Origin of the sequence: Lacrimispora sp. 38-1, assembly GCF_049890855.1 — a bacterium.
Classification (GTDB): Bacteria; Bacillota; Clostridia; order Lachnospirales; family Lachnospiraceae; genus Lacrimispora.
Window position 1 is genome coordinate 203227 of the sequence record NZ_JBANEW010000058.1, and the last position, 16956, is coordinate 220182.

Here is a 16956-nt window from a genome sequence, read left to right on the forward strand (position 1 = left end):
TCTAAGATAAGGAACAGAATCCCATTTTTTTAAAGCTTCCAGCCGTCAGTTCCTGATAAGACAGCTTTTTTTGTATATTTTGAAAGATCCGATTCCTTTAGTCTGTATATCCAGTCAGGCCGGCTCTCCATGCTTCCCTTGGGTCCGAAGCTTCCGTATTCTGCATAAAAGGCATTCTTATGGGCAGCTTCCTTGTTCCAGTCATGCCAGCCTTCCTTACAGATGTGGTCGCCGATGTAGCAATTAATTAAAACGGTCCTGGCAAATTCTCTCCACGGTCTTCCTAAATAAGCGTTATCAGGAGGACAGTTGCCCTCAAAACGGCAGTTTTCCATTACATAACCATATTCCTGGCCTTCCGGAGTTGATGCTGCTGTTACATAGCTGCTGATTTCATTTCCGGTATATTTAGAAAAAAATGTGCAGTTCTCAAAATAGGCAGTGGCTCCTCCGAAGATGAAATCAATATCTCCCTCCAGATAGCAGTCTTTATAGTAGTGCCTGCCATTGATCCGTGGGGCGTTCTGCTTTGGCCCGATGAATCCGTTGGGTTCAATCTCCTTTGGCGGCAGCGGTCCTGTAAAGAGGGTATCCTGATTGCCCAGAAAACGGCAGTTTTCAAATGAGAGACGGTCGCCGTCTGCATAAACAGCCAGGGCCTGCCCCACATCAGTTCCTTTCCCTGCACTGTTTTCAAAAGTAATATTTTTCGCTGTAAAATCATAAGTATCGATGAAACAGGAATAGGTTCGGAAAGTACCGCGTTTCATGCCGTCTTCCATAAGCATGCGTGCATATAAACCATAGGAGAGAATGGTATTGTTTTTATCCTCGCCAAGAAAGGTTACGTGAGGAGCTGTAATTGTAATCTGTTCCTCATAGACTCCTTTGTGAATATAAAGGACCTGTTCGTCAGTATTATTCTTTGGCAATGAGTCAAGTGCTTTCTGTATGCTATCGAAATCACCGGTGCCATCTTTTGAAATGTGTATCATATTTGACCTTCTTTCTAGCTATTGTATACATGATGCATAATGCACATTAAATATAAACAATTTTTGTGAAAAATGCAATAGAAAATATTGACTTTTTCTTAACAAAATGAGATAATGGTATCAAATTTCGATTTTATAAGGAGGATTTTTATATGTCAACAAAAGCTTATTACCCAATTAATGAAATTGGAAAAGGCAAACCTGGATTTGCAACAACACGTTCAATTATTGAAGCACCCTTCTATGGGAATAACGTTATTAAAGTTAATACGCTTCGTGAGGCATATGAATTAGCAAAAAACTCACCTGGAACCATAGTTACGGATATGCCCGTTTATAGAGGAGAAGAATTCGGTCTGGATAAGGACGCTAAAGTACTTTTGTTTAATGATGGTGCGATCACCGGACGTTATGCAACTGCCAGAAGAATTGCCGGTGAACCAGGAGTAAACTGTGGGGCTCTTGACAAAGTTGTTATGGATGCAGTTTATGAAACACGATGGAAAACCATGTATCATGCAGAGGTTTTCGCTGGTCTTGATCCCGAATACATGGTGAAGGCGCATCTTCTCATTCCGGAAGGCGAGGAAAATATCTTATATAACTGGATGCTGAATTTCCAGTATATGTCTGATCAGTATGTTAAAATGTATAAGGCTTCCAAACCGGTAGGTGATGGAAAAGAGCCTGATATCTATATCTTCTCTGATCCGCAGTGGAACGGCTCCGACCGTCCTGGTGTTGATCTGTCCTGTTTAAGCGATCCTAAATGTTTATGCTACTTTAACACAGAACAAAACTGCGCTGCAATTCTCGGTATGAGATATTTTGGAGAGCATAAGAAAGGTACGCTTACCATGGTATGGGCACTTGCTAACCGCAACGGCTATGCTTCCTGCCACGGCGGCCAGAAAGAGTATACTCTCTCTGATGGTTCCAAATATGTTGCATCTGTATTTGGTTTATCCGGATCCGGTAAATCCACCATTACACATGCAAAACACGGCGGCAAATATGGTGTTACCGTACTTCATGATGATGCCTTTATCATCAATACCGACACCTGCTCATCAGTAGCAATTGAGCCTACGTATTTTGATAAGACACAGGATTATCCTACCGGCTGTGAGGATAACAAATACTTACTGACTGCTCAGAACTGCTCCTGTACATTAGATGAGGATGGAAAGATTCAGCTTGTTACAGAAGACATCAGGAACGGTAACGGCCGTGCAATCAAGTCAAAATTGTGGTCACCCAACCGTGTGGATAAAATTGAATCTCCTGTTAATGCAATTTTCTGGATTATGAAGGATCCTACCATTCCGCCAGTAGTTAAATTAAAAGGAGCATCACTTGCATCTGTTATGGGCGCAACTCTTGCAACCAAGAGATCCTCTGCAGAAAGACTTGCTCCGGGAGCAGATCCTAACGCACTGGTAGTTGTTCCTTATGCAAATCCATTCAGAACATATCCTCTTGTCAACGATTATGAAAAATTCAAAAAATTAGTTGAACAAAAGAACGTAGACTGCTATATTATTAATACAGGTGATTTTATGGGCAAGAAGGTTCAGCCTAAGGATACACTTGGAATTCTGGAAGCAATTGTTGATAAGAAGGCAGAATTCAAACAGTGGGGACCATTTACAGACATCGATATCTTTGAGTGGGAAGGGTTTGTTCCGGATCTCAACGACCCCGAATATGCAGCACAGTTAAAGGCCCGCATGGAAGACCGTGTGAAATTTGTTGCCAATATGTCAGTTGCAAAAGAAGGATATGACAAGCTTCCTGATGATGCTTTGGAAGCAATTCAGAAGGTTGTTAATCAATTGAAGTAATTGCCGCAGAGACGAAAAAGGGGAACCTTTTCGTCTCTGTTTTTTAAGTCAGCAGAGGAGATGTTATGAAAAAAGATTATTTGCTTTTTGATTTGGATGGAACTCTGACCGATCCAAAAGAAGGTATTACAAAATCGGTCCGCCACGCTCTCAATGCGTTTGGGATTGAGGTGGAAAGTCTCGATGAATTATGCTGTTTTATCGGACCGCCGTTAAAAGAAAGCTTTATGGAATACTATGGGTTTTCAGAATCCGATGCCCAAAAGGCAGTTGGGATCTTCCGGGAATATTTTTCCTCGAAGGGAATATTTGAGAACAAAGTATACGAGGGAACTGCAGAAGTTTTAAAATCACTTGTTCAGTCAGGCAGAAAGCTTTACGTTGCCTCTTCAAAGCCTGAGCTGTTTGTAAGAAAAATTTTAAAGCATTTTGAACTGGATTCCTATTTTGAATTTATGGGAGGAGCGGATTTTGAAGAGATCCGTGTGAAAAAAGCGGATGTAATCCGCTATGTGCTGGACACCTGCGCAATCAGTGATTTATCGAAAACAGTGATGATCGGCGACAGAAAACATGATATTTTCGGAGCGAAAGAGTCTGGAATGGAATCTGTCGGGGTATTGTATGGATATGGAAGCAGACAGGAGCTTTTGGATGCAGGCGCAGATTTTCTGGCAGAATCAATTTTTGATTTGCAGAATCTTTTCTAGTGTGCTATACTAGGTTTTTAACAGGAAACAGTCCTTTTGATATCGGAATTTGGCAGACGAAGCACGAGCGGAAGGAGAATTATTGTGATTGAATTGGAAAGAGATGAGAGACAGATTGTCAGAGAACTTTGCAGCATGAGAGGAGATTTGATCCCCTTAGTCACTGCAGAAGGGCGAATGGGAAAAGTCTGGGTCCCGCAACGGGATAATCCGTCCTTTTGTTTGATTCATTCGGGTAATTTTGTGTATCTGACTGGGATTTGTCCCAAGGGAGAGCAGGCACTTGAACTGAAAGAGATTCTGATTAAAAACTGCAGCCAGGATTTTATTACTCCATCTGACGAACGCTGGGCTGAATGGCTGGAAGAGACGTTCTCAGGCAGCTGCCGGATTATGTCCCGTTATGCTATGAGAACAGATGAAAATTATTTTTCACAAGAGGCGCTGACTAATTATCTGAAATCCATTCCTGAGGGAATCCGGATTAGAAAAATTGATACCGGGCTTTATGAGAAAGCGATGGATTCGGAGTGGAGCAGGGAAATCTGTTCTAATTTTGAAAGCAGGGAAGATTTTATTCATTACGGATTTGGTTTTGCAGCACTGGACGGTGAAAGGCTGGTATCCGGCTGTTTAGCGTATGAGATCAGTGAAGAGAAGCTCGTGGTGAAAGTTGCGACTCATAAGGAGTATAAGCGCCGGGGACTTGCTCTGGCATGCAGTGCAGGTTTAATCTTATCCTGTTTAAAACAGAAGATTTTTCCAAGCTGGGATGCGGACAACATCCCTGCCGCCGGACTGGCGGAAAAGCTTGGCTATATTTTTGAAAAAGAATATCAGGTATACAGTCTGGGAAATTTAGAGAACGGACTGTATTAGACGCAAGAAAAATCAGGAGGATTACAGCAGATGAAAAAGGTGAGAATCGGTTTCTGGGGCATGGATTCCATATTGGAATTTGTAACCATAGCCGGTAAGTGCAAAGAAAAGATGGAATTGGTGGATGGAGACTGTATCGTGAATGCGAAATCACTTTTATCTGTTCTTTCCCTGGTAACTGCTGAAGCGGTTGAACTGATTATTCAGGAAGAATCCTGTGATTCCCTGTTAAATCGTCTGGATTTATACGTGGAACATGGAAGACTCCTTGGCGGTAAGAATATTGTTTTCTGATCAGCATTAAAAAAACTGACAGGAAAAGGAACTTGAAAATTCTTTGGAATTGTTGTATACTGAAGCCATAGAAAATAGTGAATGTAATTCCTGAGATGTACGATAATCTTACCTTTTTTGAACCTACATTATGACATTAGGGATTCCAATATTTTCAGGCGGATGTCAGGCCTCCATAGTAGTGGAAGGCAGATGCCTGAGTGAGGTTGCCCACCTAGCTTAGCTAGGCGTCAATAAGTAAGAACCGGCATTTTGGGGTTACAAAAGAAAAAAGCAGCGAGAAATCGCTGCTTTAACTTTATGGTAAAATATGGTAAAGTATGATATGACATTTAATAACAGGAACCACATAGGAGATGAACATGAAGGATTTTAAATATCGCAGTTACGTCTGCTGGGGTGTAACTGCCCTTGCAGTAATTGCACTCAGCATTGCATTTGCCTTTTTTCTTTCCAGGTTTGAAGCGGTAAAAGGTACCATACGTCTGATTGTTGAAATATTAATGCCTGTCATTTATGGCGCAGTGCTGGCATATCTTTTATTGCCGGTTTATAACAAATCAAGAGATATTTCGGCACGCCTTCTGAATGCAGTGTTTCACAGCAAAAAAACAGTCCGTTCCATTTCAAGGGCAGTGGCCACCATGGTCAGTCTGATCTTTTTGTTTGTGATTGTCATAGGACTTTTCTCAATGATCATACCTGAAATATATACAAGCATTATGGGAATACAGGATAATTTCGGGGAGAATATCAACAACATTGCACTGGGACTTCAAAAGATGTTTCAGGATAACCCATCGTTTGAGAAATTCATAATCCCTTATTACGATCAGGTCGCAAGCCGGCTCCAGAACTGGATGACTACGGATCTTGTTCCCAATATGTCTTCCTTAATCGGCAGCTTATCCAGCGGTCTTTTAAGTGTTGTAATGGTATTTAAGAATATTTTAATTGGTGTTATTGTAATGGTATATATTCTTAATATCAAAGAGACTCTCTCCGCTCAGGGGAAAAAGATTATTTACAGTATTTTTTCTTTAAAAACAGCGAATCAGGCCATTGAAGAAGTTCGCTTTGTACACCGGGTTTTTGGAGGATTCATTACCGGCAAGCTTCTGGATTCCTTAATTATCGGAATCATGTGCTTTGTACTGCTCAATGCCATGAAGATGCCGTATGTACTGTTAGTAAGCGTAATTGTGGGTGTCACCAATGTAATACCGTTTTTTGGTCCCTTTATCGGAGCGGTTCCAAGCGCATTTTTAATACTCTTGGTCAGTCCGGTAAAGTGTCTCTATTTCCTGATTTTCATTTTGCTGCTTCAGCAGTTTGACGGGAATATTCTGGGTCCTAAGATTCTTGGTGATTCTACAGGGCTGCCAAGCTTCTGGGTTCTGTTTTCCATTCTTCTTTTTGGAGGATTGTTCGGATTTGTTGGAATGATCATTGCAGTGCCCACATTTGCAGTGATCTACAGTGTGATTACCAGAATGGTAAACCGGTCGCTGTCAAAGAAAGAACTCTCTTTGAAAACAGAAGACTATTTAAATTTGGACCGGATTGAAGAAGAGAAAAAAACATATATGAGATAAGAGGAGCGCATGAATAAAAAGTCATTGATCGGGTTTGTCGTCGGTATTCCTCTTCTGGTTATATTTCTTATTATCATTATATTGATGAATGAGCCGGAGCCGGAGGGGATTTCAAGGGGGCTGGCATGTAAGTCAGCAGCTCTCCTTCTTACAGACAGAGAAAGCTTGGAAAAAATGCCGGAGAATCAGAAACAGCAATATTTCTCCAAACAGGATCAGAACGTCTGGTATGTGAAATATATGGATTATTTATATGCCAATGGCTATCTTGATACAGACCTTATGCCTGCAAATGAGGAGACTGCCCAGGGCCTTTTGACCTATCAGGAGGCAGAAAGCCTTGCAGAAGCGCTGGTCCCTGGTTCTGGAAAGAGTATTCATGCAGGAAAGAAGAATAAGAATAAACATATAACCGCTGATGAATGGTGGTATCTGTTTGAAGATTTAACGAAGGCGCTTGATAAAGAAAATCAGATAAAAACAATGGATGTTCTTCTTTATGGAACCCCTTCGAACATAAGGCCTTCTTCCTCGTGGACTGCCTATACCAGCGAAGGAACATTTGGATTTGAAGGAATCAGTCTGGATTCCTATATAGACTGGGAAGTGAAGATACTGGTAAAAGGCAGCGAGATCATTTCCTTAAAAGAAATCGTAAGCGATTCTGTTACATACAAAAACGTCTGGCTGACCGCCGGCGATAATGAGACATTTCAGGTGCATTTTGGTTCTGCAGTCAGAACGTTTCCTCTGGATGCCTCTTTGGGGCAGGCACAGGACCTTGTTAACAATCTGGCAGATTTAAGTCTTAAGAGAGGAAATCTTCAGAAAGTTACGCTTAAGAAAAAGAGAATCTCAGGAAAGGTACTTGCTATTACCGATACTTCCATAGAAATTGAAAATTATGGTAAACTGAAGTTTGATAAGGATTTTAAAGTATACCGTTTATATGGACAATTTGAAGAACGGACCGTTTCTGATATTTTAGTCGGGTATGATATACAGGATTTTGTTGTAGCCCATGGAAAGATCTGCGCCGCTTTACTTGTCCGTGAATTCGATGCAAAGACCATTCGGGTACTCCTTATGAACACGAACTTTCAGTCGATTTTTCATCCTTCGGTGACACTGTCTTCCAAGACAGGCTTAACACTGACCTATGACAAAGAGACAGTTCAGATACCGGCAGGGGCGGAGGTGATTATAGAACCTTCGGATGAAAGGTTAAAAAGCGGAAGAATTGTAGCAGCCCCCCTTGAAAAGGGCGGTTCCATAGAGGTGAATTCCATAAACCGTTCCTATGGGACTCCTTCTTATAACGGAACGATTGAGATCAGGAAGGATACAGACGGACTGCTTCTGATTAATGAACTGTATCTGGAGGATTACTTAACAAAAGTTGTGCCAAGTGAGATGCCCGACAGCTATGAAAAAGAAGCATTAAAAGCCCAGGCCGTGTGCGCAAGAACCTATGCATACCGACAGATCCAGAGCAATACCTACAGCAAATATGGTGCTCATGTGGATGACAGCACACGTTTTCAGGTATACAACAACCTCCCTGCGGCTGTAAAGACAGAGGATGCGGTTCGGGAAACCTATGGCAAGCTGCTCTTTTACGGAGATACGCCCATAGAAGCGTTTTATTTTTCCACTTCCTGCGGACACACAACTGATGGAAGCGTATGGGGAGGAGATCCATCCCAATACCCCTATTTAGATGGAGGACTGCTTCAGGATGGAGGAACAGTGTTAAATCTGTCCACCAATTCTGATTTCGAAGAATTTATAAAGAATAAAGATTATCCGGCTTATGATTCCTCTTTCCCCATGTACCGGTGGGAGACCACTGTTACTAACAGGCAGCTGGAGGAAGAAATAACAGAAGTAGGCTCTATCTTAAATATTACAGTGGTTGAACGGGGTGTGGGCGGTATTGTAAAAAAACTAAGAGTCGAAGGTTCAGAAGGAGTCATGACCATAAGCGGTGAGGGGCAGGTCAGAGCAAAGCTTGGCAATAAATATATGACAATTACCAAAAAAGACGGAACCCAGATGAAAAATTTCGATTCTCTTCCCAGTGCCTATATTGCCATAGAAAATCAGGGTGTTGATGATAAGAACATCACCACGTTCCATATTTATGGAGGCGGCTTTGGCCATGGAGTAGGAATGAGCCAGAACGGAGCTCAGGCGATGGCTAAGGAAGGAAAATCCTATGAGGATATCCTTCAGTTCTTTTATCATGAGGTCCGGGTATGTGAGGCAGACAGTGTAAAGGAATGAGAATGACTCATCCTGCGTAGAATGTAAAAAAACCATAGGATGACATATGCAGGATCAGAAATTGGAGAACCTGCTGAATCTCGCTCTCAGTTCCACTCCGGAGGAGCGGGAAAAATCAGGTAATTTAAATGTAGGATATAATCCAGAGGAACAGACGTGGGATGTAATTGTAAAGCATTCCGGGGATATCAGCGGACTTACCCAGGTGGGAATCCGGGTGGAGCAGATGATAAATGAGTATGCGATCTTAAATGTACCGGAGTCTTACATTGATCAGTTAAGCGATCTGCCGCAGATTGAATATGTGGAGAAACCAAAGAGGCTGTTTTTTGCCGTGAATCAGGCAAAAGCGGCCTCTTGTGTCAATCTTGTCCAACAGGGGACCAATAATCTGACTGGGCAAGGCGTTATTGTAGCTGTCATTGATTCAGGGATTGATTACTATCATGATGATTTCCGTAATGCAGACGGAACAACCCGGATTTTAAAGTTATGGGATCAGACGCTTAACCGGGTATTTACGAAAGAGGAGATTGATGCAGCGCTGGCAACAGGAAGCAGAATTGAGGCGAATAAGCTGGTTCCGTCTGTTGATATCAGCGGCCACGGTACTGCAGTAGCCTCAATTGCGGCAGGAAACGGAAGGGAGAACCGGGGGCAGTACAGAGGCGTTGCGTATGAAAGTCCTCTTTTAGTGGTGAAACTTGGAGTGCCTCAGGAAGGCGGGTTTCCAAGAACAACAGAACTTATGCGGGCAGTTAATTTTGCTGTGAAGGAAGCTGTTGAATTACAGATGCCAATTGCCATTAACTTAAGCTTTGGCAATACCTATGGATCCCATGACGGAACCAGTCTGCTGGAAACATTTCTCGATGATATCTCCAATTATGGAAAATCCGTAATTGTGGTTGGTACGGGCAATGAGGGGGTTGGCGGGGGACATATATCCGGTACCTTAACCATGGCAAGTCCCCAGGAGATCGAACTCAGCGTGGGAGCCTTTCAGCAGAGCTTCAGTGTTCAGCTCTGGAAGTCCTATGCAGATCTGTTTGATATCAGCATTATCACCCCGTCCGGGGAAGTAATTGGTCCCATCAGCAGCAGACTGGGACCTCAGACCATCAGGTACGGAAACACCCAGATTCTTTTGTATTATGGGAAACCGGGTCCATACAGTGTGGCACAGGAGATTTACTTAGACTTTCTTCCTGCTGAAACGTATATTGACAGCGGGATCTGGAAATTCCGGCTGACACCAAGACAGATTGTGGAAGGAAAATACGATCTTTGGCTTCCGTCTTCCGGCGTGTTAAATCAGTCCACCCGCTTTTTGCGGGCAACGCCTGAAACCACACTGACCATTCCGTCTACAGCAACAAAGGTTATTTCGGTAGGAGCCTATGATGATACGTATCAGTCCTATGCTGATTTTTCAGGAAGAGGTTACACAAGAAGAACAAATCAGGTAAAGCCTGACCTGGCAGCACCTGGAGTAGGGATTATTGCGGCATATGCCGGAGGCGGGTACGATCCTGTTACAGGAACCTCCTTTGCCACGCCTTTCGTAACAGGAAGCGCAGCCCTTCTGATGCAATGGGGAATCGTAGATGGCAGAGATCCGTTCCTTTTTGGGGAAAAAATAAAAGCTTATCTGATCCGCGGCACAAGAAAGCTTCCCGGTATTACCCAGTATCCCAACCCTGAACTTGGATATGGCGTTTTATGTGTCAGCGACAGCCTTCCTGTTTAAAACGAAAGAAAATCCATTGGACAACAGGCAGAAATGTTCTATAATGGATACAGTACATTTTGGAGGTGTGAAATGGAAATCAGGCATGAACTGGTCATTCCCAATAATGACCTTCCCTTCCGGCTGTTTATTTTTGAAGGCAGGGAAGGAAACTATAAAGTGACAAAGCACTGGCACCATTCTGTGGAGATTTTTCTGGTACTGGAAGGAGAAATTGATTTTTACATTAATAACACTCATTTAAAGCTGACCAGAGATGAATTTGTACTTGTCAATTCCAATGAAGTTCATTCTATCGAGTGCCCTAATCCCAATATTACCATTGTTGTGCAGATTCCAGGAGAAACCTTTGAAGATTACATGGGGGAAGATTCCTATGTAAATTTTGAAAAAAAAGGAGAAGAGGCAAACCGAAAGCTGAAGGATCTTGTGACTTCTCTTTTTTTCGTATATGAAAAACAGGAATACGGTTATAGTTTTCAGGTAAAAAGCCAGTTTTACCAGCTTTTATATCTGCTGGTTACGGAGTTTAAAACGGAAAATATGGATAAGGAGGTTATCCGCCAGAAAAAGCAGCTTGATAAGCTCTCAGATGTAACCCAGTACATGAGAGAGAATTATGATCAGGATTTAAAACTGGATTCGGTGGCATTGCGCTTTGGATTTAGTCCCACTTACTTATCAAGGATCTTTTTGAAGTATGCACAGGTCAATTACCGCACCTTTTTAATTGACCTGCGTGTCAAGTATGCGGTACGTGAACTGATGGGAACCGATCATGAAATTGGAGAAATTGCCATGAAACATGGATTTCCAGACAGCAGGGCTTTCGCCAAAGCGTTTAAAAAGAGGTATGGATGTCTTCCCAGTGAGTACAGGAAGCATATCAGCGGCACCAGGTAATGTGTAATGCAAATAATTTAATATAGGGTGTTAAAATTACTGAAAATATGATATAATGTACCATAACTTTGCGAAGGATGTGATCGAATGAATATCAGAGAATCCACAGAACAGTGGGAGGAAGCTTATTTAAGTCCTTATGCTGCTTTTAGCAAGAACACCAGAGGCAGAGTACGGGAAGAAGAACCCTGTGATATCCGCACCGCATATCAGCGGGATCGTGACAGAATCATTCACTGTAAAGCATTTCGAAGACTGAAACACAAGACCCAGGTGTTTCTGGCACCGGAAGGTGACCATTACCGGACAAGGCTCACACATACGCTGGAAGTTTCCCAGATCGCAAGAACCATAGCCAAATCACTTCGTATGAATGAAGATCTGACAGAGGCGATTGCTCTGGGTCATGATCTGGGACATACGCCGTTTGGCCATTCTGGGGAAGCAGTTCTCAATGAGATCTGTTCCCAGGGATTTGCCCATTACAGGCAGAGCGTGCGGGTTGTTGAAATCCTGGAAAAAGACGGAATGGGTTTAAATCTTACATGGGAAGTGAGAGATGGAATTTTGAATCACCGGACCAGCGGACATCCGGCAACTTTAGAAGGTGCGATTGTCCGGCTGTCTGATAAAATAGCCTACATTAACCACGACATTGATGATGCAATCCGGGCAAAGATGTTTGTGGAAGAGGACCTTCCTGCCTGCTATACAGATATTTTAGGACATAGTGTAAGGGAAAGGCTGAATAATCTCATTCATGATATCATTCACAACAGCTATGAGAAGAATGATATCATCATGTCTCCTGATATGGAAGCCGCCATGCAGGGATTAAGAACCTGGATGTTTCAGCATGTTTATAAGAATGAGATTCCCAAAGCAGAAGAAGGAAAAGCCCAGAAGATGATCGCCATGCTTTTTGAGTATTATATGGAACATCCGGACAGGCTCCCGGAAGAATACAGGTTTCTGATGGAAAAAAAGGATGCAAGCAAAGAGCGGGCAGTCTGTGATTATATTGCCGGAATGAGTGACAGCTATGCCATTGACCGGTTTGAAGAACTGTTTGTACCAAAGGCATGGAAAGCAATTTGACAAATAAGCATTTCTATCAAGAATCTTTGTGAAAGGAGGAAGAAGGCTTTATGCGATATTCGGAAGATATAATTGAAGAAGTCCGGATGAGGAATGACATTGTGGATATCGTATCAGGATACGTGAAACTGCAGAAAAAGGGCAGTAATTATTTTGGCTTATGCCCGTTTCATAACGAAAAGTCTCCCTCCTTTTCCGTTTCACCGGCCAAACAGATGTATTACTGCTTCGGGTGCGGTGCAGGCGGCAATGTTATTACTTTTATTATGGAATATGAGAATTATTCCTTTTCAGAAGCCTTTAAGATGCTGGCAGACCGTGCGGGAGTAAAACTGCCGGTTGAAGAATACAGCAAAGAGGCGAGGGAGCAGGAAGATTTAAAGGCCTCTCTTCTGGAGATGAACAAGCTGGCTGCCAGCTATTTTTATTACCAGCTGAAGAATCCTCAGGGAGAAGCCGGTTACCGGTATTTAAGGGACAGACAGCTGAGTGATGAAACCATAGTCCGCTTCGGGCTTGGATATTCCAATAAAACCAGTGACGATCTATACCGCTACTTAAGAGGCAAAGGGTATGACGATACTATTTTAAAGCAGTCAGGACTTGTGACAATTGAAGAAAAGGGAAGCCATGATAAGTTCTGGAACCGGGTGATGTTTCCCATTATGGATGTGAATAACCGGGTCATCGGTTTCGGCGGGAGAGTCATGGGAGCCGGGGAACCGAAATATTTAAATTCTCCGGAGACAAAGCTGTTTGATAAAAGCAGAAACTTATACGGACTGAACTATGCCAGACTGTCACGGGAAAAATACATATTGATCTGTGAAGGGTATATGGATGTGATCGCCATGCACCAGGCCGGTTTTACCAATGCGGTAGCTTCATTAGGAACGGCATTTACCACCCAGCATGCCCAGCTTTTAAAACGGTATACGGATAAAGTAATCCTTACCTATGACAGTGACGGAGCCGGACAGAAAGCGGCACTGAGGGCGATTCCCATTTTACGGGAAGTGGGGATGTCCATTCGCGTTCTAAACATGGAGCCCTATAAGGATCCGGATGAATTTATAAAGAATCTTGGAGCCGATGAATTCAGAAAGAGAATTGAAGAGGCGCGAAACAGTTTTCTCTTTGAAATTGAAGTTTTGAAAAAAAATTATAAGATGGATGATCCGGAGCAGAAAACAGAGTTTTACAATCAGACGGCAAGGAAACTTCTGGAATTTCCTGAAGCGCTTGAGAGGGAAAACTATTTAGAGGCTGTATCCAGAGAATTTTTCATTAATTACCAGGATTTAAAGCGCCTGGTGAACCGGCTGGGTGCTGCACTGGGGCCGGTCCGGTCTTCCGTGAGGGGAGAAGAAGAGGAAAACGGAAAGAATCAGCGCAAAAAAGAAAAAGAAGATGGTGTTATGCAGTCTCAAAGGCTTTTGTTAACCTGGCTGATTGAAAATCCTGTACTATTTGATAAGATTAAAGGAGTCATTACTCCTGATGATTTTATAGAAGAACTGTATCATAAGGTGGCACAGATGGTTTTTGACGGACACGCTGCCGGAACACTGAATCCGGCCGAGATTTTAAATCATTTCATCGATGATGAGGATCAATACCGGACTGTCGCAGGTCTTTTCCATGCGAGCTTAAAAGAGTCTCTTGATAATGAAGAACAGAAAAAAGCGTTTTCGGAAACAATAATGAAAGTGAAAAAAAACAGTCTGGATCATGCCAGCCGTCATGCAGCAGGGATAGAAGAACTGCAAAGAATTATAAAGGAACAGGCTGCGCTGAGGGATTTGAATATTTCGCTGGATTAGGGTGTACACTATAGGCAGGCTGTGGAAGGATGGAAAAACATGGACGAGAATGTTAAGAAGACAGCAGATAAGATGGTGGGTTCAGGAAAGACAGAAGAGGAACAGGCTGGCAGCAGGCAGGAAGAGTCAGCAGCATTTGAGGAGAAGTTAAATCAGCTCCTCTTATTAGCGAGAAAGAAGAGAAATGTTCTGGAAAATCAGGAAATACTTGATTTCTTTACAGGAGAAAATTTAGATTCCGACCGTTTGGATCAGATCTATGATTTTCTGGAGAACAGCAAGGTGGACGTGCTTTCCATCAGCGGGGAAGAACTGGATTTAGACGAAGATCTTTTTCTGGAAGAGGACATCGAGGAAGAGGAAGAAATCGATATGGAAAGTATCGATTTATCTGTTCCTGAAGGTGTCAGTGTAGAAGATCCTGTCCGCATGTATTTAAAGGAAATCGGTAAAGTCCCTCTTCTTTCCAGCGAGGATGAGATTGAGCTCGCTAAAAAAATTGAGCTGGGGGATGAAGAATCCAAGCAGAGATTAACAGAAGCCAATCTCCGCCTTGTAGTCAGCATTGCCAAGCGATATGTCGGCCGGGGAATGCAGTTCCTGGATCTGATACAGGAAGGAAACTTAGGGTTAATTAAGGCGGTTGAAAAGTTTGATTACAGAAAAGGATATAAGTTCAGCACTTATGCGACCTGGTGGATCAGACAGGCGATTACCCGTGCCATTGCAGACCAGGCCCGTACAATCCGGATTCCTGTTCATATGGTGGAAACCATTAACCGTCTGGTTCGTGTATCCAGACAGCTTTTGCAGGAACTGGGCAGGGAACCTGTGCCGGAAGAGATTGCAGCAAGGGCAGATATGCAGGTAGAGCGGGTGCGGGAGATAATGAAAGTTTCCCAGGAGCCGGTTTCTCTGGAAACGCCGATCGGTGAGGAAGAGGACAGCCATTTAGGCGATTTTATTCAGGATGATCAGGTGGCGGTCCCTGCAGACGCGGCTACGTTTACCATGCTTCATGAACAGCTCATGGAGGTGCTTGATACCTTAACAGAGCGGGAACAGAAAGTGTTAAAACTACGGTTTGGTTTAAACGACGGGCGCCCCAGGACTCTCGAAGAGGTGGGAAAAGAGTTTAATGTTACAAGAGAACGGATCAGACAAATTGAAGCGAAGGCTTTGCGAAAACTGCGCCATCCCAGCAGAAGCAAAAAGCTGAAAGATTATCTGGACGATTAAGAAACAAAACGGAGTTTACTATGAAATTATCAAAACGTTTGGGAGTGATCGCTTCATTTGTTCCAGAAGGCAGCCATGTGGCTGATGTAGGAACTGATCATGGCTATATCCCGATTCACTTAGTGCAGGAAGGCATTGCAAAATCAGCCATTGCCATGGATGTGAGAAAAGGGCCTCTTTTAAGGGCCCAGACTCACATAAAAGAGGCGGGCTTGGAAGATTTGGTTGAAGTCCGTTTAAGCGACGGACTTTTAAAGTTAGAGAAAAATCAGGCAGACTGCGTTGTCATTGCCGGCATGGGCGGAGAACTGATCATACATATATTGGAAGAGGGGCGGCATTTATGGGACAGTATCTCATACTGGGTTCTGTCACCTCATTCTGAACTTTATAAAGTACGTAAGTTTCTGATAGAGCATGAATTTTCTATCGGGAGAGAGACTATGATAAAAGAGGACGGAAAATATTATTCCGTCATGGGGGTTACCAGAGAAGCTTCTGTTTTAAGCGATCTGAATCCGGAACTGGAGTATCGATACGGCAGGGATTTACTGAAGTCAGGAGATCCTGTTTTAAAGGAATACTTAAAGAAAGAACAGATAACGCTTCGCCAGATTTTAAAAGGTTTAAAATCAAGCGGAACAATAAACGCAGAAAGCAGAATCGGAGAACTGGAACTGGAACTGAAGTGGAATAAGGAGGCACAAGATGCAATGCAGCAAACTGATTGAAATACTGGAAAAACTGGCACCTGCCGCCTGTGCCTGTGACTGGGATAACGTGGGACTTCTTGTGGGACGGAGCAAAAAAGAGATAAAAAAGGTGTATATCGCCCTGGATGGGGATGAGAGAGCAATAGAAGAAGCAGTGGAGTGGGGGGCTGATCTTCTTTTAACCCATCATCCCATAATTTTTAAGCCTTTAAACCGGATTAATGACAGTGATTTTATTGCTGAGAGGCTGATAAAGCTGATACAGAATGATATCTGCTGTTATGCCATGCATACCAATTTTGATGCGGCTCCCGGATGTATGGCGGATGCAGCTGCGGGCATACTGGGATTAACGCAAACGGAGGTTCTGGAAATAGAAGGAACTGTTAAGACAGACACCACGGAAGGCTTTACAGAGACTGCCTATGGAATCGGAAAGACCGGTTATTTAGAACAGCCTGTGACAGTGAGGGAACTGGCGGGACTGGTAAAGGAACGGTTCGGACTTCCGTTTGTAACCATATACGGTGAGCAGGACATAAAAGAATCGGTGACTTTTGTGGGAATCAGTCCGGGCGCAGGCTCCAGCATGATAAAACCTGCGCTGAAAGCGGGAGTTGAAGTACTGATTACAGGAGATATCGGACATCACAGCGGAACTGATGCAGCAGCAAACCATATGGCAGTCATTGATGCAGGTCACTATGGTCTGGAATATCTTTTCCTTGATTACATGGAAGATTTTCTGAAGAAAAAAGCGGGAGAGGAATTGGAAATTTATAAGGCGGACGTGAGATTTCCTGAGACATTTTTATAAGGAGGAAAAG

General features: G+C 43.1%; 14 protein-coding genes and 1 other RNA gene. 14 read left to right on the forward strand and 1 reads right to left on the reverse strand.

What is annotated here, in order from left to right; genetic code table 11:
- Positions 1 to 29: 29 nt before the first annotated feature.
- Positions 30 to 995, reverse strand: coding sequence for a pectinesterase family protein (locus V7D18_RS16580; protein ID WP_426155730.1), 966 nt, complete (start codon positions 993 to 995; stop codon positions 30 to 32).
- 152 nt (positions 996 to 1147) lie between these two features.
- Between V7D18_RS16580 and V7D18_RS16585 the strand changes: the two genes are divergently transcribed.
- From V7D18_RS16585 to V7D18_RS16650, 14 genes are all read left to right on the forward strand, one after another.
- Positions 1148 to 2839, forward strand: coding sequence for a phosphoenolpyruvate carboxykinase (ATP) (locus tag V7D18_RS16585; RefSeq protein WP_426155732.1), 1692 nt, complete (start codon positions 1148 to 1150; stop codon positions 2837 to 2839).
- A gap of 65 nt (positions 2840 to 2904) precedes the next feature.
- Positions 2905 to 3549, forward strand: a complete 645-nt coding sequence (locus tag V7D18_RS16590) for an HAD family hydrolase (protein WP_426155733.1) — start codon at positions 2905 to 2907, stop codon at positions 3547 to 3549.
- A gap of 84 nt (positions 3550 to 3633) precedes the next feature.
- Positions 3634 to 4428, forward strand: coding sequence for a GNAT family N-acetyltransferase (locus V7D18_RS16595; protein ID WP_426155735.1), 795 nt, complete (start codon positions 3634 to 3636; stop codon positions 4426 to 4428).
- A 30-nt stretch (positions 4429 to 4458) separates the two neighbouring features.
- On the forward strand, positions 4459 to 4722 hold the full coding sequence (locus tag V7D18_RS16600) for a hypothetical protein (RefSeq protein ID WP_314459891.1): 264 nt from the start codon (positions 4459 to 4461) through the stop codon (positions 4720 to 4722).
- Between the two features lie 84 nt (positions 4723 to 4806).
- Positions 4807 to 4985, forward strand: a non-coding RNA gene (ssrS, locus tag V7D18_RS16605) — 6S RNA.
- Between the two features lie 99 nt (positions 4986 to 5084).
- Positions 5085 to 6317: an AI-2E family transporter gene (locus V7D18_RS16610; RefSeq protein ID WP_426155737.1), complete on the forward strand. Its 1233-nt coding sequence runs from the start codon at positions 5085 to 5087 to the stop codon at positions 6315 to 6317.
- 9 nt (positions 6318 to 6326) lie between these two features.
- Positions 6327 to 8603, forward strand: coding sequence for a SpoIID/LytB domain-containing protein (locus V7D18_RS16615; RefSeq protein WP_426155739.1), 2277 nt, complete (start codon positions 6327 to 6329; stop codon positions 8601 to 8603).
- A 46-nt stretch (positions 8604 to 8649) separates the two neighbouring features.
- Positions 8650 to 10353: a S8 family peptidase gene (locus V7D18_RS16620; RefSeq protein ID WP_426155741.1), complete on the forward strand. Its 1704-nt coding sequence runs from the start codon at positions 8650 to 8652 to the stop codon at positions 10351 to 10353.
- Positions 10354 to 10425: 72 nt separating this feature from the next.
- Positions 10426 to 11256 carry an AraC family transcriptional regulator gene (locus tag V7D18_RS16625; protein WP_426155743.1) on the forward strand — a complete coding sequence of 277 codons (831 nt, stop codon included), beginning with the start codon at positions 10426 to 10428 and terminating at the stop codon, positions 11254 to 11256.
- A gap of 87 nt (positions 11257 to 11343) precedes the next feature.
- Positions 11344 to 12354, forward strand: coding sequence for a deoxyguanosinetriphosphate triphosphohydrolase (locus V7D18_RS16630; RefSeq protein ID WP_426155745.1), 1011 nt, complete (start codon positions 11344 to 11346; stop codon positions 12352 to 12354).
- 50 nt (positions 12355 to 12404) lie between these two features.
- Entirely contained in the window at positions 12405 to 14177 is a 1773-nt protein-coding gene (gene dnaG, locus V7D18_RS16635) for a DNA primase (protein WP_426155746.1), read from the forward strand.
- 72 nt (positions 14178 to 14249) lie between these two features.
- The gene (gene rpoD / locus V7D18_RS16640) at positions 14250 to 15416 is read left to right on the forward strand and encodes an RNA polymerase sigma factor RpoD (RefSeq protein ID WP_426155834.1); all 1167 of its coding nucleotides are present in this window, start codon (positions 14250 to 14252) and stop codon (positions 15414 to 15416) included.
- A 20-nt stretch (positions 15417 to 15436) separates the two neighbouring features.
- Positions 15437 to 16147 (forward strand): tRNA (adenine(22)-N(1))-methyltransferase, encoded by a 711-nt coding sequence (locus V7D18_RS16645; protein WP_426155748.1) that lies wholly within the window; start codon positions 15437 to 15439, stop codon positions 16145 to 16147.
- Positions 16125 to 16946, forward strand: a complete 822-nt coding sequence (locus V7D18_RS16650; RefSeq protein WP_426155749.1) for a Nif3-like dinuclear metal center hexameric protein — start codon at positions 16125 to 16127, stop codon at positions 16944 to 16946. The genes V7D18_RS16645 and V7D18_RS16650 overlap by 23 nt, the downstream gene beginning before the upstream one ends.
- The last annotated feature ends 10 nt before the right edge of the window (positions 16947 to 16956 follow it).

Bases quoted from the DNA above. Each gene is read 5' to 3' on its own strand.
- V7D18_RS16610 (WP_426155737.1), top strand. From the start codon at position 5,085: ATGAAGGATTTTAAATATCGCAGTTACGTCTGCTGGGGTGTAACTGCC.
- dnaG (WP_426155746.1), top strand. From the start codon at position 12,405: ATGCGATATTCGGAAGATATAATTGAAGAAGTCCGGATGAGGAATGAC.
- V7D18_RS16645 (WP_426155748.1), top strand. From the start codon at position 15,437: ATGAAATTATCAAAACGTTTGGGAGTGATCGCTTCATTTGTTCCAGAA.
- V7D18_RS16615 (WP_426155739.1), top strand. From the start codon at position 6,327: ATGAATAAAAAGTCATTGATCGGGTTTGTCGTCGGTATTCCTCTTCTG.
- V7D18_RS16650 (WP_426155749.1), top strand. From the start codon at position 16,125: ATGCAATGCAGCAAACTGATTGAAATACTGGAAAAACTGGCACCTGCC.
- V7D18_RS16600 (WP_314459891.1), top strand. From the start codon at position 4,459: ATGAAAAAGGTGAGAATCGGTTTCTGGGGCATGGATTCCATATTGGAA.
- V7D18_RS16630 (WP_426155745.1), top strand. From the start codon at position 11,344: ATGAATATCAGAGAATCCACAGAACAGTGGGAGGAAGCTTATTTAAGT.
- V7D18_RS16625 (WP_426155743.1), top strand. From the start codon at position 10,426: ATGGAAATCAGGCATGAACTGGTCATTCCCAATAATGACCTTCCCTTC.
- V7D18_RS16590 (WP_426155733.1), top strand. From the start codon at position 2,905: ATGAAAAAAGATTATTTGCTTTTTGATTTGGATGGAACTCTGACCGAT.
- V7D18_RS16580 (WP_426155730.1), bottom strand. From the start codon at position 995: ATGATACACATTTCAAAAGATGGCACCGGTGATTTCGATAGCATACAG.
- V7D18_RS16620 (WP_426155741.1), top strand. From the start codon at position 8,650: ATGCAGGATCAGAAATTGGAGAACCTGCTGAATCTCGCTCTCAGTTCC.
- V7D18_RS16585 (WP_426155732.1), top strand. From the start codon at position 1,148: ATGTCAACAAAAGCTTATTACCCAATTAATGAAATTGGAAAAGGCAAA.
- rpoD (WP_426155834.1), top strand. From the start codon at position 14,250: ATGGTGGGTTCAGGAAAGACAGAAGAGGAACAGGCTGGCAGCAGGCAG.